General features: G+C 62.6%; 14 protein-coding genes and 1 pseudogene. 7 read left to right on the top strand and 8 right to left on the bottom strand.

What is annotated here, in order from left to right; all coding sequences use genetic code 11:
- Positions 1-95: 95 nt before the first annotated feature.
- The gene (locus ACFDTG_RS10365; protein WP_375290964.1) at positions 96-2,426 is read right to left on the bottom strand and encodes a TonB-dependent receptor; all 2,331 of its coding nucleotides are present in this window, start codon (positions 2,424-2,426) and stop codon (positions 96-98) included.
- A 521-nt stretch (positions 2,427-2,947) separates the two neighbouring features.
- Positions 2,948-3,182: pseudogene (locus ACFDTG_RS10360) on the bottom strand (aldehyde dehydrogenase (NADP(+))); the annotation flags it as partial.
- A gap of 19 nt (positions 3,183-3,201) precedes the next feature.
- Here ACFDTG_RS10360 and ACFDTG_RS10355 point away from each other — a divergent pair.
- The 6 genes from ACFDTG_RS10355 to ACFDTG_RS10330 all read left to right on the top strand — a co-directional run bounded on the left by ACFDTG_RS10355 (position 3,202) and on the right by ACFDTG_RS10330 (position 11,772).
- Positions 3,202-3,357 carry a hypothetical protein gene (locus tag ACFDTG_RS10355; RefSeq protein WP_375290963.1) on the top strand — a complete coding sequence of 52 codons (156 nt, stop codon included), beginning with the start codon at positions 3,202-3,204 and terminating at the stop codon, positions 3,355-3,357.
- Positions 3,358-3,522: 165 nt separating this feature from the next.
- A complete protein-coding gene (locus tag ACFDTG_RS10350; protein WP_375290961.1) occupies positions 3,523-4,122 on the top strand; it encodes a TetR/AcrR family transcriptional regulator in 600 nt (199 codons plus the stop codon).
- 224 nt (positions 4,123-4,346) lie between these two features.
- Complete coding sequence (locus tag ACFDTG_RS10345) at positions 4,347-5,675, top strand: efflux RND transporter periplasmic adaptor subunit (protein ID WP_375290960.1); 1,329 nt, start codon at positions 4,347-4,349, stop codon at positions 5,673-5,675.
- A gap of 50 nt (positions 5,676-5,725) precedes the next feature.
- Entirely contained in the window at positions 5,726-8,914 is a 3,189-nt protein-coding gene (locus ACFDTG_RS10340) for an efflux RND transporter permease subunit (protein WP_375290959.1), read from the top strand.
- An 11-nt stretch (positions 8,915-8,925) separates the two neighbouring features.
- Positions 8,926-10,362: an efflux transporter outer membrane subunit gene (locus tag ACFDTG_RS10335; protein WP_375290958.1), complete on the top strand. Its 1,437-nt coding sequence runs from the start codon at positions 8,926-8,928 to the stop codon at positions 10,360-10,362.
- A gap of 378 nt (positions 10,363-10,740) precedes the next feature.
- On the top strand, positions 10,741-11,772 hold the full coding sequence (locus tag ACFDTG_RS10330; RefSeq protein WP_375290957.1) for a glycosyltransferase: 1,032 nt from the start codon (positions 10,741-10,743) through the stop codon (positions 11,770-11,772).
- Here ACFDTG_RS10330 and ACFDTG_RS10325 read toward each other — a convergent pair.
- The 3 genes from ACFDTG_RS10325 to ACFDTG_RS10315 form a co-directional block, all read right to left on the bottom strand.
- Positions 11,712-12,647, bottom strand: coding sequence for a galactosyltransferase-related protein (locus ACFDTG_RS10325; RefSeq protein ID WP_375290956.1), 936 nt, complete (start codon positions 12,645-12,647; stop codon positions 11,712-11,714). The genes ACFDTG_RS10330 and ACFDTG_RS10325 overlap by 61 nt on opposite strands.
- Complete coding sequence (locus ACFDTG_RS10320) at positions 12,644-13,390, bottom strand: hypothetical protein (RefSeq protein WP_375290955.1); 747 nt, start codon at positions 13,388-13,390, stop codon at positions 12,644-12,646. Before ACFDTG_RS10320 ends, ACFDTG_RS10325 begins: the two co-directional genes overlap by 4 nt.
- Positions 13,391-13,782: 392 nt before the next feature.
- Positions 13,783-15,849 carry an HAD-IIB family hydrolase gene (locus ACFDTG_RS10315; protein WP_375290971.1) on the bottom strand — a complete coding sequence of 689 codons (2,067 nt, stop codon included), beginning with the start codon at positions 15,847-15,849 and terminating at the stop codon, positions 13,783-13,785.
- Positions 15,850-16,135: 286 nt separating this feature from the next.
- Between ACFDTG_RS10315 and ACFDTG_RS10310 the strand changes: the two genes are divergently transcribed.
- A complete protein-coding gene (locus tag ACFDTG_RS10310; RefSeq protein WP_375290954.1) occupies positions 16,136-19,297 on the top strand; it encodes a helicase-related protein in 3,162 nt (1,053 codons plus the stop codon).
- Between the two features lie 72 nt (positions 19,298-19,369).
- Here the strand turns inward: ACFDTG_RS10310 and ACFDTG_RS10305 are convergent, their stop codons facing one another.
- The 3 genes from ACFDTG_RS10305 to ACFDTG_RS10295 form a co-directional block, all read right to left on the bottom strand.
- Positions 19,370-21,472 carry a TonB-dependent receptor gene (locus ACFDTG_RS10305; protein WP_375290953.1) on the bottom strand — a complete coding sequence of 701 codons (2,103 nt, stop codon included), beginning with the start codon at positions 21,470-21,472 and terminating at the stop codon, positions 19,370-19,372.
- Between the two features lie 35 nt (positions 21,473-21,507).
- Positions 21,508-21,648, bottom strand: a complete 141-nt coding sequence (locus ACFDTG_RS10300) for a hypothetical protein (RefSeq protein ID WP_375290952.1) — start codon at positions 21,646-21,648, stop codon at positions 21,508-21,510.
- Between the two features lie 53 nt (positions 21,649-21,701).
- Positions 21,702-22,622: PepSY-associated TM helix domain-containing protein (locus ACFDTG_RS10295; RefSeq protein WP_375290951.1), on the bottom strand; the 921-nt coding region annotated here is incomplete at its 5' end.

The raw sequence follows: 22,622 nt of genomic DNA, 5'->3' as shown, positions 1-22,622 counted from the left end.
TCTTATTCACTGAGAAAAAAGGCCCGCGGGACGAACCCGCGAGCCTCTGAGTCCAACCCGGGGCCCAGACAGGGGCCTCGGGGTTGAGAGACAGGTCAGAACCGTATTGAGACTTCCGCACCATAAGTACGCGGTGCGCCTAGGCGCGACGCCTCGTCGCCGAAGAAGGCAATGGCATTCACCCGGTAAAGTTCGTCGGTCAGGTTGCGCCCCCAGACCGAAAATGTCAGGTCATCCGTTGGCTTGATGGAGATGCGTCCGGACAAGAGGCCGTATGCAGGCTCGTTCGCCGAACCCTCCGGGTTCCAGCTCAGCTTGCCTTGCCGATTGTAGTTCACGCTGACGGCAAGACCGTCTGTCCAATCGCCGATGTCGGTGGTGTATGCAACTCCAAGGTTCCACTGATAGCGCGGCGTTCGCTGCAGGAACTTGCCATCGTTCACGTTGCCGACCGAATCGGTGAAGTCGATGTATTCGGTGTCAAGCAGCGTAAGGCCGCCATTAAGAGAAAGACCGGAGAACGGAACAACTTGCGCTTCCGCCTCGATGCCCCGGATTTTCGCATCCGCCGCATTGTCTGTGATGTTGCAGAGACAGACGTCGGACGTCTGTGTAACTTGCAAATCCCTGTAGCGCATGGAAAATGCGGCAAGGTTCAGCCGAGCCCGATTGTTGAAGAATTCGAACTTGCCGCCTATTTCATAGTTGGTGACCGTTTCTGGGTCATAACTGCTCTGCGCGGCGACGGGATTGGCGGGGTCGTCTTCGAAGCCACCACCCTTGAACCCGGTCGAATAGGTCGCGTAGATCAGGATATCCGGGTTTGGCTGGAATTCCGCGGTTATCTGCGGCGTAAGCTCTTCCCAGCTGTTCGAATAGTTCGTGGTGTAGCCCCCGCCCTCGACATAGGTCGGTGACAAGGGTGAGGATGGGACTGGATCATTGGGCGTGAAACGATCGCCTGTTTCCAGAGCGAGACCTTGCACTGTTCCGCTCTTTTCGTCGCGGGAATAGCGCAGCCCTCCAACCACGCGGAGCATCTCGTTGAAGCGGTAACCGAGTTGCCCAAAGACGGCGTAGGATTTGTTCGTACCCTCGTTGAACCACGCAGACTGTCCGTTGAGTGTCGGGATTACCGGCACGCGAATTTCAAACGAGATGATGTCGTCCTTGCTGACTTCGTCTCGCTGGAAATAGCCTCCGAGGATCCAGTCGAAACCGCTATCTGCGGCCTCTGGAGAAACCAGACGGATTTCCTGGCTGAACTGACTGATATCCTCCGCTTCCCGCACCGGCGAGCGGAAAAGGAGTGGCACGATGACATCGTAATTATTGCTCGGCCCGATGCCCGTCTGATCGTACACACTGAATGCTTCACCACTGCGGTAGCCGGTGATGCTGGTCAGCGTGGCAAAGTCGAAATCGTAGGACATGTTGAGAGCCAACCCGAACGCTTCGCGGTGAAGCTGCTGCGGGGTCGGGTTGACTTCGCCCTTGTAAGTTTGCCAGTCGGGAAGGCTCTCGCGAGGGCCCAGCCCTTCCGGACGCAAGGCCGCAACACGGGCCCGGGCTGTGCTCCACGGCCCTGAACCTGCCGCCGGTCCATCTACCGTAAGGGAGTGAAACCCATTGGAATCATCGTTAGTGTAGTCGCCGATCAAGACCGCAGAAAAATCGGAGCCCACCGGCTCGAAAGCGATTTGTCCGCGCATCTGTACGCTGTCGACATTGTCGAGATCGACACCATGGGCGATATCGTGATTGAAGCCATCGCGGTTGCGGACCTGGAAGGCCAGGCGCGCGGCAATGCTGTCACCTAAAGGTCCTGTGATGTGGCCCTTGACGAGCTTCTCGTTGTAATTGCCATAAGATGCAGAAACACTGCCTTCGAAATAGCGTTCCGGCCGCGCGCTGTAGATGCTGATTGCACCGCCTACCACGTTCTTGCCCAAAAGGACGCCTTGAGGTCCGCGAACGACCTCCACCCGGTCGATATCGAAAAGGTCGAAATTGAAGAGGCCCGACCGTCCGACATACACGTCGTCGACGAAGATGCCGATCGACTGGTCGGCCGACGGTGAATCCAGGCGGGTGTTGGTGATCCCGCGGATATTGAATTCCTGGTCGAGCGGCGAGAGCGCGGTGAACGAGAGAGAGGTTGCCGAGCCCGCGAGATCCTCGAAACTAAGGACCCGCCCGGAATCGAGTGACTCCCCTGAGAAAGCGGAGATTGCGATAGAGCTGTCCTGAACGCTTGACTCACGGCGCTGCGCAGTGACGACGATGGTCTGCAAACCTTCGTTGTTGTCGGTTTCAGCTTGGGTTTCTGTAGGCTCCCCGTCGGCACCGCTGTTTTCCTGGGCCGCAATTGGGGGTGCGAGCGCCGATATAGCGATCGCCAGCGTGCTTGCGAAAAAGCGGGTCATTTCCTCTCCCTTCGATGGACAGCTTTTGCTGCTCTAAGGCCGGCCTAGCCGAGTGGGTTTGCCAATGCAAGTTAAGTTAGCATCGCCTTCCCCTTAGAAAGGGAGCGGGAGACTGACCGATTTTCCGTACTCCAGCGTGGACATTTGAACTTCTCAGCCTTCTTTCGGAGCTAAGGATATAACTTATCGCGCTTCTTTCAAAAGGATACCGGCTCTAGTTTGCGGCGTCAGACCCATGTCGGAGGATGTCCCGAACCCGGTTGGTTGGCGCCAAACGCCAGTCCCGTTTTTGTTAGATGCTGAGCTGCGTGTTTGACGCTTCGTTGAGCTGGATCGGAGCCAAGGCTTCATCCGCTATGGCCAATCGTTCACCGATCCCGCTTCCTTCGAAAAAGGCCAACGAGTTCAGTTGGCGCCCGCACATGCTCGGACACCTGACGGAAAGGCAAATTGCGAACCGTAGCCTGAGGCCATCATCACGAACGTCAACTCCCACTATCAAACACACCAAATGTCACGGTTCACGATAATCTCGATGGTTGTCCATCGACGAGTCTTGGTGCCTCTGTATCGTGCTTTAGTTCGGGCGGCAGCAGTTCTTCCGGCATGTTCTGGTAGCAGACCGGCCGCAGGAACCGCTCGATCGCGAGCGTAACCCAGTGACGTTGTTCGTCCATCGGAACTGGCCGGGAACGGGCCTCCGGGGACCATCGCGTGGGCTACCTCGACACCAGTGGGCCAGCGATTGACGAGTATCGCGAAGGAAGTTGAACCCATGGAGGCGTTCGAGGACTTCGCTTTGCGAGAGGTCCGTGCCGGTCGACCCGACATCGGGACCTATCCCGCCAATGATGCCACACTTGAACGGTATGCGGCATTCAATCGCGGTGAGTACATGCCCGAAGAAAGTGGGCTCGCAGTCGAGCGCTGACCAGTTCCGCTTCGGCCACGGCTTGTTGGCCCCGCGGAAGGAGCCCGGTCCGAAGGGCGTAGATTGCAAGAGCTGGGTCGTCGAAACCGCCTAGACGCAGATTGGGCGACGCCTGCGGGTTCGGACCCATTGAAACCCCTTTCCAAAAGTTTTATACCTAGAGGTATGGAAAACCTTGCCACAAGGGGTCGCCCACGCGAATTCGATACTGACGTCGCTCTCGCCGAAGCACTGCGCCTATTCTGGCAGAAGGGGTACGAAGGTACTTCGCTGAGCGATCTCACCGATGCGATGGGGATTACCAGACCGAGCCTCTATGCCGCTTTCGGCAACAAGGAGAAGCTCTTTCGCCAAGCGCTCGATCTCTACGAGCAGGACAAGCTCGCCTATATTGGCGAGGCGGTAGCTGCGCCGACCGCGCGCGCCGTTGCCGAGACGCTGTTGCTCGGGTCTGTCGATGTCGCGACCGGCGGAGAATGCCGCGGCTGCATGGGCGTGATCTCCACGGTTGGCTGTCAAAGCGTAGAGCCCTCAATCCGTGACGACGTGAACGCCCGTGCGGAATCTGCGAAGAAACTGATCGTCGCTCGGATGCAGCGCGCGATCGACGCGGGAGAGTTCGCTGTACCGACCAGCGCGGAGGCGATCACGCGCTATCTTCTCGCCCTGATGCAGGGCATCTCGGTGCAGGCCCAATCAGGAGCGACCCGGAGCGATTTGATGGAAGTTGCTGATTCCGCGCTGGTTTCTTGGCCTTCGAGTTAATAGTCTTCCGCACTTGCGAGAAAAATACCGAGCGGTATAGAAATTCCGCTTGACCTGAACCTCAGATTACATACTTATCGGTACAGATAGCTGTGTAGCGGTGATCGCTGCGCGGCGGCTGGGTGCCGTGGGGCCCTGGTTCGTTTGAATTGTGAGCGTCCAGCTTCGAAAGCCCTTGCTTTTGAAGGCGGTAGCGCTCGTCTCGATTAAGGTCAGGGGTATCCATGTTCGACACACCGTTCGATCGCAATGCAGCCGAAGATGCCGACGAGCGCCGCGATCAGCACGCTTCCGAAATTATCGATGATGGCAGCCCGGAAGACACCGTCGTGCGCGAGAACGGCTCCACCGGGCGGCGGTTCAGTCGGCTCTGGCTCGTGCTGGCGGCGCTCTTCTTGGTTGTAGGCGCTTGGTGGTTGCTGGGCGGCAAGCCCGCAGCCCCCGCCACGGCCGCACCGCCTGCGGTGACCGCCGCTCTCCCGCTTCAGAAAGAAATCACCGAGTGGGACGAATTCGTCGGCCGCTTTCAGGCCAGTAGGAGCGTTGACGTACGTCCGCAGGTTTCCGGTGCAATAACGCGCGTCCATTTCACCGACGGCCAGTTCGTCCGACAGGGCACGCCGCTCTTCACGATTGATGCGCGGACCTATCGCGCCGCGCTGGCCGAGGCGCAGGCCGAAGTCGCACGGGCCGAGAGTGCGCTTGCGCTTTCGCGCGATAATCTGAGCCGCGCCCAGCGGCTGGTCACAGACGACGCGATCGCGGCGACCGAGATCGACCGGTTGCAGGCCGAGGTGCGCAATAATGCCGCCATGCTTGCTGCAGCCAGGGCGCGGGTGAACTCGCGGGCGCTCGACGTCGGCTTCACCACCGTTCGCGCGCCGATCTCGGGCCAGATTTCGGACCGCCGAATCGACGCGGGCAACCTCGTCTCGGGCGGCGGTGGCAGTGCCGCCACGCTGCTGACCACGATCAATGCGGTCGACCCGGTCTATTTCGAATTCACCGGCTCCGAAGCGCTTTTCCTAAAGGCGCGCCGCCAAGGGCTCGACAAGGGCACGCCGGTCGAAATCCGGCTGCAGGACGAGGCCGACTATCGCTGGCACGGCACGCTCGACTTCACCGATAACGGGCTCGACAGCGAGTCCGGCACCATCCGAGCCCGCGCGGTCGTTAGCAATGGCGAAGGCTTCCTCGCGCCCGGCCTGTTTGGCCGGATGCGGCTGGCGACCGGCGGCACGCGGCAGGCGTTGCTGGTGCCCGATACCGCCGTCACTACCGACCAGACGCGCAAGCTGCTCTTGGTGGTGGCCAAGGACGGCACGGTCGCCACCCGCGCGGTCGAGCTCGGACCATTGGTCGGCAGTCTGCGCGTGATCGAGAAGGGTCTGAAACCCACCGACCGCGTAATCATCAAGGGTACCCAGATGGCGATGCCGGGGCAGAAGGTCAGCGCCCGGAAGGGCCGGATCGCGGGCTCCGCACCGGGCACCGACGAGACGCCTGAATTGCCCATGTCGGTCCCCGCCGCGTCGGCCAGCCTCGCCAGCTAAGCTTCCTTCGCGGCCCCTCCACGCCCCCAGACCACGCCCGGAGTGCGTCCATGAACATTTCCCGCTTCTTCATCGATCGGCCGATCTTCGCCTGCGTCCTAGCGGTGCTGGTGACGCTGGTCGGTGCAATTTCCTACTTCTTCCTGCCGGTCAGCCAGTATCCGGACATCGTGCCGCCGACGGTGACCGTCACCGCGGTCTATCCCGGCGCCTCGGCCGAAACGGTGGCCGATACCGTCGCCAATCCGATCGAGCAGGAGATCAACGGCGTCGACGGGATGCTCTACCAGTCGAGCGAATCCACCGGCGACGGGCGGATGACGATCACCGTCACCTTCGCGCCCGGGACCGACCTCGACGAAGCGCAGGTGCTGGTCCAGAACCGTGTCGCGATCGCCGAGGCGCGGCTGCCCGAAGAGGTCCAGCGGCTCGGCATCGTCACCCGCAAGACCACGCCCGACTTCCTGATGGTGGTCAACCTGATCTCGCCCGACGGTTCGCTGGACCGCGAATATATCTCGAACTACGCGCAGACCCGGATCAAGGACCGTATCGCCCGGCTCGAAGGGGTCGGTGACGTCCAGATGTTTGGCCAGCGGGAGCTGGCGATGCGCGTCTGGATCGATCCGGGCCGTGCCGCCGCGCTGGGCCTGACGGGCAGCGATGTGGTGCGCGCGCTCAGGGCGCAGAACGTGCAGGTCGCCGCCGGTACGCTCGGCCAGCAGCCGAGCCCCGATTCCGCCTTCCAGCTCAATGTCGAGACGCAGGGGCGCTTCACCAGCCCGGACCAGTTCGGCCAGGTGGTGATCCGCACCGACGACCAGGGCCGCCAGATCCACGTCAATGACGTGGCGCGGGTAGAGATCGGCGCCGCCGACTACGCCACATCGGCCTATCTGAACGATCAGGATTCGGTGATCCTGCCGGTGTTTCAGAAACCCGGCTCCAACGCGCTCGCCGCGGCGGAAGGCGTCAAGGCGACCATGGACGAACTCTTGGCCGATTTCCCGCAGGGCCTCGAATATCGGATCGTCTACAACCCGACCGAATTCATCGCCGAAAGCATCGATGCGGTGCTGCACACCCTGCTTGAAGCAGTGGTGCTGGTGGTGCTGGTCATCATCGTCTTCCTGCAGAAGGCGCGCGCCTCGATCATCCCGGTGCTCGCCATCCCGATCTCGCTGGTCGGCACCTTCGCGGTGCTGGCGATGCTGGGCTATTCGCTCAACAATCTCTCGCTGTTCGGGCTGGTCCTTGCGATCGGGATCGTTGTCGACGACGCGATCGTGGTGGTCGAGAATGTCGAGCGCAATCTGGAGGCGGGCTACAGCCCGCTGGAAGCCGCGCGCCGCTCGATGGACGAGGTCGGCAGTGCGCTGATCGCGATCGTGCTGGTGCTGTGCGCGGTGTTCGTGCCGACGCTGTTCATGGGCGGCCTCTCGGGCGAGTTCTACAAGCAGTTCGCGGTCACGATTTCCGCCGCGACCATCATCTCGCTGTTCGTGTCGCTCACGCTCTCGCCCGCGCTCTCCGCGCTGCTTCTCCGCCCGCACGAGCATCTGCCCGAAGACGCGCCGCGCTGGCGCAGGGCGATCGAGCGGGCGGGCGACAGGTTCAACGCCGGGTTCGAGCGCTCCAGTGAAAGCTATGCGCGTCTGACCGGGCGGCTGGTCGCAATGCCCCGGCGCATGATGCTTGCATATGGCGTGCTGATCGGCCTCACCGGGTTCGCACTGGCGATGACCCCCACCGGCTTCGTACCGCAGCAGGATCAGGGCTATTTCGTCTCGGTCATCCAGTTGCCCCCGGGATCGTCGACGACCCGCACCGATGCGGTGATGAAGAAGGTCGCCGAACGCGTGCTGCCCATCGAAGGGATCACCGGCACGGTTATGCTGTCGGGCTTCGACGGGACGACGCAGACCCAGTCCGCCAGCTCGGCCGCCGCCTACTGGGTGCTCGACGATTTCCATCACCGTGAGGGCAACGGCCAGTCGATCGACGAACTGATCGCCAAGGCGCAGGCCGCCACCGCCGATATCAACGAGGCGCGCCTGATGATCGTCAAGCCGCCCGTCATCCAGGGGATCGGTTCCGCCGGCGGCTTCCGCATGATGCTGAAGGACGATTCCGGGCAGGGCTACCGCCAGATGCAGGACGTGGCCAATGCCGTCATCGCGCAGGCCAACCAGCAGGAAGGGCTGGCCGGGGCCTATACCTTCTTCGACACCGGCACCCCGCGCGTGAAGACCGATATCGACCGCGAAAAGGCACAGATGCTGGGCGTTTCGCCGAGCGACATCTTCGACACGCTGTCGGTCTATCTGGGCAGCGCTTTCATCAACGACTTCAACCTGCTGGGGCGGACCTACCGCGTGACCGCGCAGGCGGATGCGAGCTATCGCGACGATGTTAGCGATATCGGCAACCTGTATGCCCGGTCCGGCAACGGGGCGATGGTGCCGCTGGGATCGGTTGCGAGTGTGACCGACACCACCGGCCCATACCGCGTCAGCCGCTACAACCTCGCGCCCGCCGTGGCGATCGACGGCGACACCGCGCCGACGAGTTCGACCGGGGAATCTCTGGTGACGATGGAGAAGGTCGCGGCAGAGACCGTGCCGCAGGGCTATTCGACCGAGTGGACCGGCATCGCCTTCCAGCAGGCGAGCACCGGCAACACCGCGATCTATGTCTTTGGCCTCGCGGTGCTGCTCGTCTTCCTGGTGCTGGCCGCGCAGTACGAAAGCCTGATCATGCCGCTGGCGATCATCCTGATCGTGCCGATGTGCCTGCTGGCGGCGATGATCGGGGTCAACCTGATGGGGATGGACAACAACGTCCTCACCCAGATCGGGCTGGTCGTACTGATCGCACTGTCGGCGAAGAACGCGATCCTGATCGTGGAATTCGCCCGGCAGGGCGAGGCGCTGCACGGCCTGTCGCCCATCGATGCCGCGATCGAGGCAGCACGTACTCGCCTGCGGCCGATCCTGATGACCAGCTTCGCCTTCATCCTCGGCTCGGTTCCTCTGGTGATCGCGACCGGCGCGGGCGCAGAACTGCGCCAGGCGCTGGGCACAGCGGTGTGCTTCGGCATGCTCGGCGTGACCGGCTTCGGGCTGATCTTCACCCCCACCTTCTACGTCGTTTGCCGCGCGCTCGGCGACCGGCTCGCATCGCTGCGCGGTCCCAGCCGCAGGGGCGAGGCGAGCCCGGCGATGCAGCCGGCCGAATAGGACGAATAGCCATGCACATTCGCAACCTCACCCTCTCTGCCGTTTCCGCGCTGGCTCTCGCAGCCTGCGCGGCGGGGCCGGACCATATCGCCTCTACCCCCATCCGCGATGTGGAAACCGGTCCCTTCCTTCCTGCCGAGGCCGACGTCGTTAGCCCCGCGCCGCTGCCGCAGGACTGGTGGCGCCTGTACGACGACCCCGTGCTCGACGGGCTGGTCGCCGATGCGCTCGCCGCCAACACCGACATTCGCCAGTCGGTCGCCAGGATCGACCGGGCGCGGGCGGCGCTGCGCGGCGCGCGGTCGGACCGGCTCCCGCAAGTGGGGCTCGATGCTTCCGCCGGATATGGCCGCACGCCCGAAGCGCAGACCTTGCCGGGGCAGGATCGCGACGGCGGCCAGTTCTCGATCGGCGCCGATATCGCCTACGAGGTCGACCTCTTCGGGCGGGTGAGCAGCGGTGTTGCGGCCGCGCGCGGCGATGTCGCGGCGGCGCGCGCCGATGCCGAAGCGGTCAGGGTGATGGTGGTGGCCGACACCACGCGCGCTTACGCCGACGCCGCCAGCGCGGCCGCGCGGTTGCGCGTGGCACGCTCGATCGTCGACCTGCTCGAAGACAGCCTGCGCCTGACCCGCCTGCGCCACGATGCGGGCTATACCGATGGGCTGGCGGTGGCGCGGATCGAGAGCCTGCTCGAACAGCGCGCCGCCACGATCCCTGCGATCGAGGCGGAGCGTCGCGCGGCCCTGTTCGCGCTCGCGACGCTGACCGGCCGCGCACCCGCCGCGCTGCCCGCCAATATCGGCGAGCGGACCGTCCCGCTGGAGATCGAGGCGCCGTTGCCGGTGGGCGACGGGTCGCAGTTGCTCGCGCGTCGCCCCGATGTGCGCGCTGCGGAACAGCGCGTGTTGGCCGATGGGGCGCGGATCGGAGTGGCCCGCGCGGACCTCTACCCGCGCATCACGCTGGGTGGGTCGATCGGATCGGACACATCCAAGCTGGGCGACCTGTTCACCGGCGGCCCGCTGGGCTTCCTGCTCGGACCGCTGATCGACTGGGCCTTTCCCAACCGCGAGCCGGTCTATGCCCGGATCGACGCCGCCGAGGCCGACGCACGCGGATCGCTTGCGGCATTCGATGGAACGGTTCTCGTCGCGCTGCAGGAAGCGGAGACAGCCCTGTCGGACTATGCCCGCGCGCTCGAGCGGCGGCGGATACTGGTTGCCGCGGTCGAGTCAGCCGAGCGCGCGGCGCGAATTGTGCGCGCGCAGAACCGCGAAGGGCTGATCAACTCGCTCGACACGCTCGATGCCGAACGCACGCTGGCCGAAACGCGCGCGACGCTGGCCGATCAGGATGCCGAGGTTTCGCGCCGGCAGATCGCGGTGTTCAGGGCGCTGGGCGGCGGGTGGTCACTAGACGCGGAGGATGCCGATGAAGAAGGATAAAAGATCCGGATGGAGCGCACACCGCGAGGCATTCGCCTCCGGTCTGCTCGGTTTCCTCGCTACATCGGCCGTTTTAATTTGGCCTATGCTCAACGGTACTCTTTGATCGAAGGGGAAAATTCGACGGACCGTCGCTGTTTCGCATCGGTTGGATCAATGTCCGAAACCCAAAATCAGAAGGAACGAATCTGCGGCACAGGCGAAGAACCGTTCGTGGTTATAGCCCAGGAAAGAAAATCAGTCGCTTGCTTATCTGTTGGGCGATGATGCAGACGGAAAAGATATCTCCACACTTGGTATTGGTGGACTTTACCCATCTCGAACGCACTCAAGATCGCGATCATCGCTCACGTCCGCCACCCTATCGCCGAACCCTATATGGGAGGCATGGAGGCGCATTGCGCTTTGCTATGTGAGGGCCTGAGCCGCGCGGGTCATCGTGTTACATTGTTTGCGGCATCGGGTTCGGCACACCCGGAACTGCGTGCAATCTGCGACCCGTACGAAAGTCATCTTCCGTGGGGGATCTGGCATGGGTCCGAGGAACTGGGGCGGTATCAACTTGCGGCTTTCGAGAACTGCTGGAAGATGGTGGAAGATGGCGATTTCGACATCGTCCATAACAATTCGCTCTATCCCGCGCTCATGGATTGGGCCCGGGCGGCAGCGCTTCCGATGGTTACCTCGCAACATGTCCCCCCATTCGGCCCGATGCGGGAGGCCGTCTTACGCACGCGGAGAAGTGGCCAAATCGTCACGCTGACTTCGGAGAGCCAGCGGCCCCTCTGGGAACCGTCAGACGGTATCGACCTCCGCGTGGTGCGCAACGGCGTGGACTGCGATGTATGGAGGCCCAGCCCGCGAAGGGGCAACCACGTGATCTGGAGCGGGCGGATCACGCCCAACAAAGGTCTGGCGGAGGCGGTGGCGGCAGCTCGTTTGGCCGACCTTCCCCTATTGATTTGCGGGCCCATCGAGGACGCACCGTACTTCGAACAGGAGGTGGCACCGCTTCTCGACGAGAGACGGCAATATCTCGGGCACTGCTCCGGCGACCGTCTTCGCGAACTGGTAGCGTCGGCAATGGCCGCACTCGTGACACCCATGTGGGAGGAACCATTCGGTCTCGTTTCTGCGGAGGCTCTGGCCTGCGGCGTTCCTGTCGCCGCATTCGACCGCGGCGGGCTTCGCGAGGTCGTTGGCGATTCAGGCATTCTGGCTCCGGGCGGAGATATACCCGCACTCGCCAAGGCGCTGGAGAATAGCCTGACGTTGAATCGCTCGGCCTGCCGCATGCACGCCCTCGAAAACCTGTCGATCGAAGCGATGATTGCCGGGTACGAGGCGTGCTATGCCGATGCGATAGCCGCTTGCCGCCGCCCCGCATCGAGCTCGCGGGCCTCGAGTTGATCCAGCACCCAGGCGCTGCTGGCGAAAGGCTGGTGCTCCTGCTGCCGTGTCATCGCCAGATCCGCGTCGTTCGGCTCGCGAAGCTTCACCCACCCCCCTGCGCCATCTCTTTTTATCAGGCCCATGAGAGTGAATGCCCGCAGCCAGTGCTGCATTGTCTCTTCCCCCCATTTCGCCTTGAAGCAAGCGGCATTGGTCAGCACGCTGTCGAGATGGTGAACGGGCGGCATGTGATGGGGATGATACTGGTGATAGGCACGCGCGCCCCGCACCCACCATAGATTGATGCCGGCTGATGTCAGACAGCGACCGAAATCGGTATCCTCTCCCCCGTAACCGACATAGCTTTCGTCAAACCCGCCGCTTTTCGCGAAGGTCTCGGCCGCAAGCGCGAAATTCAGCGACCAGAAACAGCGGTAGTCCTCGCAATATCCGGTGGGCGCAGTTGGGGGCCCTGCGCGCTCAGAATGCTTGACCGCCAACGTCTCGAAACGCTCGTAATCGATGCCGCCCGCTGTAGCTCCCTCGGGTAGGTAGCCAACTTCCCCCATGAATACGCCCCGGTCCGTCTCCGCCGCGCGTTGGTAGTCGCCGACGAGGTCGGGATGCGGAATGCAATCCACGTCCAGAAATATCAAAAGATCGCCCGAAGCGGCGCGGGCGGCCGTGTTCCGGGCCCGTGCCAAAGGTATGCTCTGGCCGGAGACATCGATCTGCCGCACCGGGAAGGGTGCCTCCGGCAAGGCGTAGAATTCGTTTTGCATCACCGCGACGACGAGTTCGTCCGGGCACAGATTGCTCAGCGCAAGTCCGCGAACGAGATTGGCCAAATGCTCCGCGCGTCCATAGGCTAGCGTGCAAACGGAAACGCTCACGCCACTACCTCCAACCGCACACCGCCTGACGCTCCGTCCCAAAGTCTGTGTGCCAAGCTGTCCAGCCAGTCCGCCGCGCCGCGCGCCGCATCCGGCTCGAAAATACTGTCGCGTGCGGTAGGGTCTATATCGCGTGCCCGCTGCCAAAGCGTTTCCCAATTTGTGCGATGGGAAGGCCAGTGCAGCGAAACGGCAGCGACACCAGCCTGTTCAAGCGCCTGCGCCTTGCGCAACTGTTCATCGAAGTAGCGCCATTCGGGGACCACGACCCAAGGCTTTGGTGAGGCGAGCATCATGTGTACCGTCGTGTTCCCGCACGACGATACCACGCGGTCGGCGGCTGCGATCCAGGTATCGGGATTGTCGACCCAGCCCCGGTGCTGCAGGTTTGGCGGCGGGGTTTCGTGCCATTCCGTCTCCAACGCGCCGATCGTGACCCATAGCGTTTCGGGTTCCGCCCGGGCGCCCAATGTCAACGGCGCGCTAGGCGTGCCTCGGCCACCACCACCTGCGATCACCAGGACTATCTCGCGATCGGATGGGAGATCCAATGCCTGCCGTGCTGCGACTTTACCGGGTAACTCGCCAACGGCAACGCCCACCCCCGGGGCATAATGGGTCTTCGCCAGCATGGCGGGTGTTCGATCGTCCTGCTCGAGTGCGCGGGCGTAGGGTGCGAGCAGACCCGCAGCCGCATCGTAGCTGGCTTGGTGACCCACATCGGTTCGAGTGCCATGCTGCATCACCGCCACGTGCGGTATCGAACAGATGCGCGCAAATTGGCCCAATTCAGCAGAGACGTCAGTTACGAAAAGAGCGGGAGCGGCCTCCAGAAACCAATTCGCGAGAGCTGCCGTGGCCGAGGTAATAGACTGCCAACCGACCGGCGCGCAATGCATCGTGTCGGGAGTTGGCAACGCAGCCAATCCTATCGGAATTTCCCCTGCAGGTTCGAAAAGCGAAGGGATCCGGCAAACGGATACCCGATCGACAAGCGCTGGAAAGATATCTTCGCGCGCGCTGAACAATGTGACGCTTCGTCGATCCGCTATGGCATTGGCAATGGACGCGGCTCTTTCGGCGTGTCCCCTCCCCTGGTGATGCACGAAATACCCGATCGGGCCATCCTGCCTTCTCATGCGCGCAATCTTTCGTCGGCGCTGGCGCAAACCAGTGCGCGTCGGCGGCGCGCCTGCATGATCAGCCCTTCCAGCGTCCCGGCGGCGTGATGCCTTCTCGAGATATAAATGCCTGGCAGGTTTTGCAGATGCTCAACCTCCGGGGCGTGATTTCCGACGAGAATGGGGTTGTGACAGGCGGTCAGCATATCTGTGTCGTTCCCGCTGTCGCCCGCGGCGAAAACCCGATGGCGCGGCACTCCCAATTTGCGGGCGAGATGCCGCATGGCGGCACCCTTGCCCGCGCGGCGCGGAACGACATCCAGCAAGTTGCCGTGGCTGGCAATCACCCGAGCGTTGATGCCGGCATCCACGAGCCTCAGCTCCACTTCGGCAGCGACTTCGTAGCTGTCGATGAAATAGCTGCGTTTGAAATCGCGCTGCTCGTAGGGAGCCTGGGGCGTTAACCCGCAGATTTCGCCAATGGTTTCGGTCACCGCGTCCCCATCCCAGTCATCCCCGATCATATCGCTGAAAGACTGATCGCGGGACAATGTGCCGTTCTCGGGAATGTAGATTTCTGTCCCGACAGAACAAATCCAGGCTAGGGGCACGGGAAGACCCCATTCACGAACCAACCGCTGCGCTTCCGAAATCGAGCGACCGGTCGCGACCGCAAAACTGAATTCCCGCCTTCGGTCCAAAAACCTGGCAAACCTGCCCACGCTGTCGGCGCAGCCAGTCAGCGTGTTATCGATATCGGAGACCAAGAGGTTTTGGATCGTAGGTTTTGCGGCTGTCCGCCCCGGGCGGCGCTTCTGGATCGCACGAACCACGGCCATAAGGTCTTCCGCATAGCGGCTCCAGCTATGGTCTCGTGCGCCCGTGCGCCCGGCTTTCGCGCAAGCCGCATGAAGATCGCGATCAGTAATAAGGCGAAGCATGGCATCGCCGATTGCCCCAATGTCGGTGGGATCCACCAGCAATCCGTGCTTCAGCTCGCCGACTATGTCGTAGGGCCCCCCGACCTTGGTTGCGACAACCGGAAGCCCTGCTGCAGCCGCCTCGACCACGGTCAAACCGTAGGGTTCAACCAAGGCAGGGTTGACAAAGATACCGCCACTGTCCGCAGCGATCGCGTATAGCGCGCTCACCGTATTGCGATCATGCGTTTTGGGATAGGCGACCTTGCCGTACAGGCCGTAGCGATCGATGCTGGCGATCATATCTCCAAGCACTTCGACCTGCTCGGGTTCGCCCGTCGCAATATCCTGCCGCTGGCCCGCGAGAATGACCAGATTGGCGCTTTTCAATAGCGATGGCGACGTCGCAAAGGCTTCGATAAGCCCTGCGATATTCTTCTTTCGGACCGGCCTGGCGATGACAAGTATGATGGGTTTTTCAGGGTCGCGCAGAAAGGGTCGGATGAGATTGCGCGCCTTATCCCGGCTGGCAGAAGATACGGGTGCCATGTGGACGCCAGGGGTGATACGCCTGATCCTGTCGGGATTTGCGCCAGGGTAGGCGGTGATCTGCCGTTCGCATTCGTCCCGTGACGAACCGACGACCATGCGCGCTTTCGTTATGGCGCGGTCCTCTTCCTCGATCCGCCTGGCCAGTTCCTTCGGCACTTCGCCGGTCAGTGTCGCAAGCTTGTCGCGGCCCAGGGAATGCGGTGTGTAGATAAAGGGAATGCCGAGCAGTTGCTCGATTTCCGCGGCAACATCAGCCGCGTCAGCAAAATGTGCGTGGATGACGTCGGGCCGACGGTCTCTCATCAAGAGGTCTACGACCAAGGCCCTGGTGAAAGCTTCGCGATCGGCGAACAGATCCTCTTTCGCGAGATATCGTCGATCTCCGCTGTCGATACGCCGGATAGACAGTTTGTCGCTTAGCCGTTCTTCGCGAAGGTCATGAACCCGGCCAAGATCGGGATTATCGAACCGACGAGTGATGATCTCCGCCTTTTTGACGTCGTCGCGCAAGGAGAGCGCCCTCATTTCGCCGAGGATATACCTGATGTGGCCGCCGGTATCTTCGGTTATTCCATAAGGGACGGGCTCGAAACGGATGCATCCGCCCAATGCCAATGAGGCGATATACAATGCAGGTTCCCTGTTCGTGCGGTCGTTGTAGAAGCTGCACGAGGTGTCTTGGGTTCCTTCGATAAACTAATATCACTTCGATCGTCGGGGGATGCGTGGGCCTGATGACAGGCCGTGTCGTTTTAGGTTCGAAGCGCAGCTTGAAGATCGGCACAGCGCCTATCGCACCTCCCAACGATTATCGTTCACGCCGTATGAAACGAAGCGCCCGGTCCATCGTATGGGTGATGCCGAAAACTGGTCGGCCATATTCAGGGAGTTCCATTTGCAAACGGAGAGCGATGCATCGGGCAGGGCAGTGCACGGCCTGGGCGCAAAAGTTTTGCGCGTGCTCGGAGCTATCGGCGAACGCCCGGTCCTGTACCTGGCCGACGATGAGACCGAGGCGGAAAACCTGGCCTTCGTTCTGAAAGCGATGTTGCCAAACGTACCGGTGATCCAGCTTCCCGCCAGCGACACGATGCCCGGCGAAGATGCGCCCGCCTCGCCGGCGAATATCGGTCGCCGCGTAAACGCGCTCCGCCGATTGCGGGCGCTTTCGACCGAGAATGACGCTGCGCAGCCGATAGTTGTTGCCAGTGGAGAGGCCGCCGCGAGGCGCTATCAGGCCCCCCAGGCGTTCGATGCTGCACCGCCTCTCATCCAGGTGGGCGATGACATCGCCCCGGAAGCCTTTGGCTCGCAAGCCGAAGCCATTGGCTATTTCGCCGACGACCGGGTCGACGAGCCGGGCGAGATCGCCGTGCGCGGGGAGGTCATCGATCTGTATCCGGTGGACGCGCGCGGACCGGTGCGCATCGATGTGGCGGACGGGCGGATTACCGCGATGCACCACTTCGATCCCATCACACAGATGCGCGCCGAGCCCTGCGAGGCGCTCGAAATCGGTCGTGCCGCCGAACCCGAGGAGGCGAGTGATGCGACGCTTCTGGACCACCTTGGTCCCGGTACGATCCTACTTTCGCCCCAAGCGGAGAAACGCCGCCAGCGATTCGTGCGGCTGGCTAAAAAAATGGCGAAGGAGATGAAGCTCGAGGTAGACGCAGTCTTGGATGAACGCTGGGCCGAAGCGCTGACCGGTTGGCGTACCGAAGATGATCTCGACGATGGGGATGGTTGCGCGATCGAAGCGGTGCCGCGCTTCGCAGAGAGCAAGTCGACCACCCGGGCGTTCGAGCGTTTTCTGGCCGCCGAGCGGAAAGCGGAGCGTGCAATCGCCCTGGTCGGGAGCGAACGCGACCTGCGCTTCCTGCGCGTCCGCCTGAAGGACATCTTGCCTGATATCTGTGAGGTCACGGATATCCGAGAGGCACTAAGGTGCGAGAAGGGCGAAATAGCCATGCTGGTCGCGCCGCTCGACCGCGGGGCACGCGGTGCGCGGATCACGCTGGTGGCGGCTGCAGACATCCTCGGTACCCGCGCGCTCATCGAACGAGGACCGGCAGCGGCGGCGCAAATGGTCGGGCTCGGGGGTCAGGAGATCCGCATCGGCGATCTCGTCATCCACGAGAACCATGGCTTTGCAGAGATGCTTGGCCTTGAACCGGCACCGAACGGTGAAGGTGAGGTAATCGCGTTGAAATATGCCGACGAGAACCGCCGGTTGGTACCGGTCCGCGACGCTGCACTGCTGTGGCGTTACGGAGGCGACAGCGACAGCGTCAAGCTCGACAAACTCGAAGGAAAAGGCTGGAACAAACGGCGGGCCGCGATCGACCAGGCGATTGCCGAGACTGCCATGTCACTGATCGCCCTGTCGGAGGAACGGGCCAATCTCGAAGCTCCCGTCATGGAGCCGGACGGGGCTGACTACGAGCGGTTCGTGGCCGGATTTCCGTATAGCGAGACTGCCGATCAGGCACGAGCCATTGCTGAGGTGCGCGAGGACCTCAGCCTGGGAAAGCCGATGGAGCGCCTGGTGATAGGCGATGTGGGGTTCGGCAAGACCGAGGTAGCACTGCGTGCCGCAGCGATCGCCGCGCTATCGGGATATCAGGTCATCGTCGCCGCGCCGACGACGGTGCTGGCGCGTCAGCATCTGGCTGAGTTCACCCGCCGTTTCGCAGATACCAACGTAAAAGTCGCCGGGCTGTCGCGGTTGTCGACGGGATCCGAAAAAGAGCGGGTCCAGGCGGGATTGGCTGACGGTTCGATCGACATCGTGGTTGGCACCGCAGCGGTGGTCGGGAAGTCGATCAGCTATGCTCGTCTCGGCCTTGTCGTGATCGATGAAGAGCAGCGCTTTGGCGCAGCCGACAAGGCAAAGCTTCGCGGCCACAAAAGCGTGCATTTGCTGGTTATGAGTGCGACCCCGATACCACGGACGCTTCACCGCGCCATGATCGGTTTGCAACAGGTCTCGATCATTGCGACGCCTCCGGCGCGTCGTCAGCCCATCCGTACGGTCGTAAGCGCCGTCGATGATGTCAGGATTCGCCTGGCACTGCATCGCGAGAAGGCACGCAGGGGGCAAAGCTTCATAGTGGTCCCGCGTATCGCGGACCTGTCCGAAATGCGATCGAGGCTGGAACGGCGGGTACCCGATCTGACTCTGGTCGAGGTGCACGGAAAGATGCCTGCAGCTGAGCTCGATCAGGCGATGATCGACTTCGCAAGCGGGAAGGGGGATATCCTGCTCGCCACCAACATCATCGAGACCGGGCTTGATGTGCCGCGGGCGAACACGATGGTGATATGGCGATCCGATCGCTTCGGCCTGGCGCAATTGCACCAGCTACGGGGGCGCGTGGGGCGTGGGCGGCGGCGTGGGCAGGTCGTCTTGATGACCGACGGCGATGAGATTGGTGAGGCAACCGAGAAGCGTCTGCGCACGCTAGCGACATTCGACCAGCTTGGGTCGGGTTTCGCAATTGCCGGTGCCGACCTCGATCAGCGCGGCGGCGGCGACATCTTAAGCGACGCGCAGGCCGGGCATATGAAGCTGATCGGCGTGGAATTGTACCAGCACTTGCTCGAGGGCGCCTTGCGTCGCGCGCGCGGTGAGAAACAACGCGAATGGCAGCCCGAGATTCGCACCGGAGCGACCGGCGGCTTCCCTCCCGACTGGATTCCGGAGGAAGAAGTGCGCCTCAACCTTTACGTCCGCCTGGCGCGGCTGCGGGACCGTGCGGAACTGGCGACCTTCGAAGCGGAACTGCTGGATCGGTTCGGCCCGCTTCCGGATCCGGCCATCGCCCTTATTGACCATGCTCGTCTAACGATGCTGGCTATCGAGACAGATATCCGCGCCATAAACGCCGGCCCGGCGGCAATCGCGTTCACTTCGCTAGACGATGAAAGCGCGGCACTCGAGGCGGAAGGGCTCGAGCCCAGTGACGGACGATGGCTGGCCAAGGATGGCGCCCCTTACGACAATCCAGCGCACGCTGCGGTCAGAATTCTCGAAGGCCTTGCTGAGGGCCACTGACCTTTGGAAGCTAGCCGAGGGGGGTGGTCGGCTTACCCCTTCGGGCGCACCGACCAATCGGCTGAGCTGCACTCAAAACGCAACCGAGGCGGAAGCTTTGATCGTTCGGGGCGTGCCTTGGAGTAGTGCCGGATTGAAGGCATCGAACGCACTCGCCCAATACGCCTCGTCGGTCATGTTATCGACCGTGAGGCGCAGCGTGACAGGGGTCTCGCCCGCCGCAAATACGTAACGCGCGCCAAGGTCCAATACAGTCCAGCTCTCCAGTTGCAGCGTATTGGCGGCATTGGCCTCCTGCTCGCCCGTATGGGTTACGCGGCCAGTCAGGGTCAGCCCGGGTAGGAAGCCCAAGTCCCATTCGACATTGGCGTTGGCGGCGAATTCCGGCACGCCGGGCGCTTTCAGCCCGGTACCCAGTTCGGCATCGGCAAACGCCAGACCGGTGATGATCCGCAACCCGGGAGAGATTTCGCCGTTTAGCGTAAGTTCCATGCCCTGGTTGCGCTGTTCGCCCAGATAGGCGAAACGCGTGCCGCCCTCCCCGTCCGGTTCGAAGCCCTCTCCGGGGCGCTGGATCCGGTAGAGCGATAGCGTGGCAAAGATCGACGGGTCGAAGTAGAACTTGCCGCCCACCTCGTATTGCGTGCTCATGCGCGGTGCCAGCACCTCGCCGGAGTTCGAGATATCTGGGTCAATCGGCGCGGCCGGGCCTTCCTGCAATGCTTCGATGTAATTGGCGAAAAGCGAAAGGCCTTCGACCGGCTTCACCACCAGGCCCACCACCGGCGTGACCGTATTCTCGCTGTATTCTGTTTCAAGCGCGCCCCCGAAATAGCTGAAGCGTTCGATATCGATTCTTTGCCAGCGTGCGCCCGCGGTTAACAGGACGCGATCGTCCCACACCCCGATCGTATCCGATGCGAACACGCTGCCCAGCTTCCTTTCGGTGATGGGGAAGGGATCGTCCATGTCGCCGCCGGCGAAGGCGCTCGGCTGGATCGCGACCTGCTGTGGATTGTAGAGATTGGTGTCGAAGGGTGAGAAGAAATCGTATGCGGTGCGATCCTGCTGCCAGATCATGTTGCCGCCTAAATTGAAGGTATGCGTGATCGCGCCCTTCATGAAACTCGCGCGTAGCCCCGCCTCCACCGCTTCATTGTCCTGCTCATAGGGAATGTAGGAATGAAAACCGCTGGTGGCCGCGCCGGTTTGCGAGTCGGTCACCTGGATGCCGCCGTAAATGCCTTCCTCGTCGCCGCGCCGCGCACCGGCCCGGGCGTAAACCATGGTGCCGGGCGCGATGTCGTATTCGAGGCTCAGCGTGCCAAAGATGTCGGCGAGCTCGGTAAATGTGTAATCCTGCGAATAATTGGCGCTGGCATCCGGGACGGCTGGGATGGCATCGGCAAGAAGCGTGACCTTGGGTCGCAGGCCGTCGATCCGCACTTCCTGATAGGCAAGGTCGAGCGAGACCCGCAAAGGCCCGCCATCGTAATCGAGCGCACTACCGAGAACTTGCGCGCGGCGATCCTCCCCGTCGATGGCGACTTCGCCGTCGCGGTAAGCCCCATTCACACGCACTCCCCATTCGCGGCCTGCGCCGAACCGGCGCGACACATCGAAACTGCCACCGATATGGCCTTCGCCCACGAAGGTCGCGGTGGCCCGCGCGGTGTCGTTGTCGGCACGTTTCAGGAGCAGGTTCACGCTTCCGCCAAGACCCGATCCGCCGGGTGCAGCACCGTTCAGAAAGGCGCTCGCCCCGTTCAGCACCTGAACCTGACCGAACAATTCGGGCGCGATCAACTGGCGCGGCGCGATACCGTAGAGACCGTTGACGCCCACATCGTCGCCGAACAGGGAAAAGCCGCGGATCACGAACTGCTCGGCGGCATTGCCGAAACCATAGGTTGTACGGATGGTCGGATCGTTCTCGAGCACTTCACCGATGGTCAGCGGCTGCTGGTTGTAGATCAGCGTTTCATCGAAGCTGCGGATACTGAAGGGCAGGTTTTCGGCGGGCACATCACCGAGCACGCCCGCCTCCCCGCCATTGACGACTTCGGTTGCGTTGTCGGCCTGCGCCGTCACGACGATGGTGTTTGCATCCTGCGCCATGGCGGGGGCTGCCATCGCGATGGCCGATAGCGAGCAGGCGAAAAGGTTCTTTCTCATGGAATGTCCCGGCTTATGAAAAATCGAAAAGGAGGTTAGTCACGCCGCACCCATGCGAAGGCGAGCGTGAAAAGGGGGAGGGCGAGCAGCGCCCAGGCGAGCAGGTCGCGCACGCCGTCGCCCGTCAGCCCTATTACGAGTCCGGCGATGGTGACGGTGAGCAAGACCGCAGGCATCGCGAAGACGGCGGCAAGGGATCGGCGCTTTGCGCGGCGATGGCGGGCGGAAATCATGCTGCGCCTGCTGCACACTTGGCAAGGTTCGCGTCGGCCATCGCGCCCCTTGCGATCTCGTCCACGCGTCGCTCCACGTGACCTGGAGCGCGGCGCAGCCACAGCATCAGACCGGTCCAGAGCACCCAGATCGTGAGCACCGTCATCGCCGCCCAAACCAGTTTCAGGACCAGCCCCCCATAATCGCCGAAATGGAGCGGCTTCGACAGCATCAGCGCCTGGTTGAGCGCGGGCATGTCCCGAGCATCGGTCAGCTCGCCGGTGCGCGCGTCCACCAGGGCAGGCGTCAGCAGGTTCTGCGTCAGCGGCCGGTCGCCCTGGAAGAAGATGGCGTAGTGCTGTGCGGTGCTCCAGTCGCCGCCGGGAAAGCCGATGAATTGCGGCGAGCGGCCGGGAAGCGCGGCCTGGGCCGATGCCATCGCTTTATCGAGTGAACCGTATTGGGCGGGGGCCAGCGGCGCGGCCCCGGCATAGCGTTCGGTCATCTTCGCCAGCTCGCCATCCCGCCAGTTCGCGGTTAGCGGATCGGCCAGCGCATTGATGATGCCGGTGATGCCCACGACCAGCATCCAGCCAAGCGACACCATGCCGATGAGATTGTGCCGGTCCAACGTACGCACCCGCGCGCTGCGCTTTTCGCGCAGGGTGCCGAAGCGCAGCCGCCGCATGAAGGGTGCGTAAAGCACCGCGCCGGAGACGAGAGCGATGACGAAAAGAATCCCCATCGCGCCAAGGAACAGCATTCCCGGCAGTCCGAGAAAGAGGTCGGTGTGAAGAGTCAGCACGAATTCCATGAATCCGCCGGTGGGGGCGGGCCCGAGCGATTCCCCAGTTGCCCGATCGAAGAACAACAGCGTCATCTCGCTTCCGGGCGCATCGGGGGCGGGCCCCGTGGTTACTGTCAGCAACGGACTGTC

The organism is Qipengyuania sp. (genome assembly GCF_042095715.1).
Taxonomy (GTDB): Bacteria; Pseudomonadota; Alphaproteobacteria; order Sphingomonadales; family Sphingomonadaceae; genus Qipengyuania.
Note: the sequence above shows the minus strand (reverse complement) of the source record. Positions and strands in the feature narration are given on the sequence as shown.

Bases quoted from the DNA above. Each gene is read 5' to 3' on its own strand.
- ACFDTG_RS10335 (WP_375290958.1), top strand. From the start codon at position 8,926: ATGCACATTCGCAACCTCACCCTCTCTGCCGTTTCCGCGCTGGCTCTC.
- ACFDTG_RS10330 (WP_375290957.1), top strand. From the start codon at position 10,741: ATGGGAGGCATGGAGGCGCATTGCGCTTTGCTATGTGAGGGCCTGAGC.
- ACFDTG_RS10305 (WP_375290953.1), bottom strand. From the start codon at position 21,472: ATGAGAAAGAACCTTTTCGCCTGCTCGCTATCGGCCATCGCGATGGCA.
- ACFDTG_RS10340 (WP_375290959.1), top strand. From the start codon at position 5,726: ATGAACATTTCCCGCTTCTTCATCGATCGGCCGATCTTCGCCTGCGTC.
- ACFDTG_RS10300 (WP_375290952.1), bottom strand. From the start codon at position 21,648: ATGCCTGCGGTCTTGCTCACCGTCACCATCGCCGGACTCGTAATAGGG.
- ACFDTG_RS10320 (WP_375290955.1), bottom strand. From the start codon at position 13,390: ATGCAGCATGGCACTCGAACCGATGTGGGTCACCAAGCCAGCTACGAT.
- ACFDTG_RS10355 (WP_375290963.1), top strand. From the start codon at position 3,202: ATGGAGGCGTTCGAGGACTTCGCTTTGCGAGAGGTCCGTGCCGGTCGA.
- ACFDTG_RS10345 (WP_375290960.1), top strand. From the start codon at position 4,347: ATGTTCGACACACCGTTCGATCGCAATGCAGCCGAAGATGCCGACGAG.
- ACFDTG_RS10365 (WP_375290964.1), bottom strand. From the start codon at position 2,426: ATGACCCGCTTTTTCGCAAGCACGCTGGCGATCGCTATATCGGCGCTC.
- ACFDTG_RS10350 (WP_375290961.1), top strand. From the start codon at position 3,523: ATGGAAAACCTTGCCACAAGGGGTCGCCCACGCGAATTCGATACTGAC.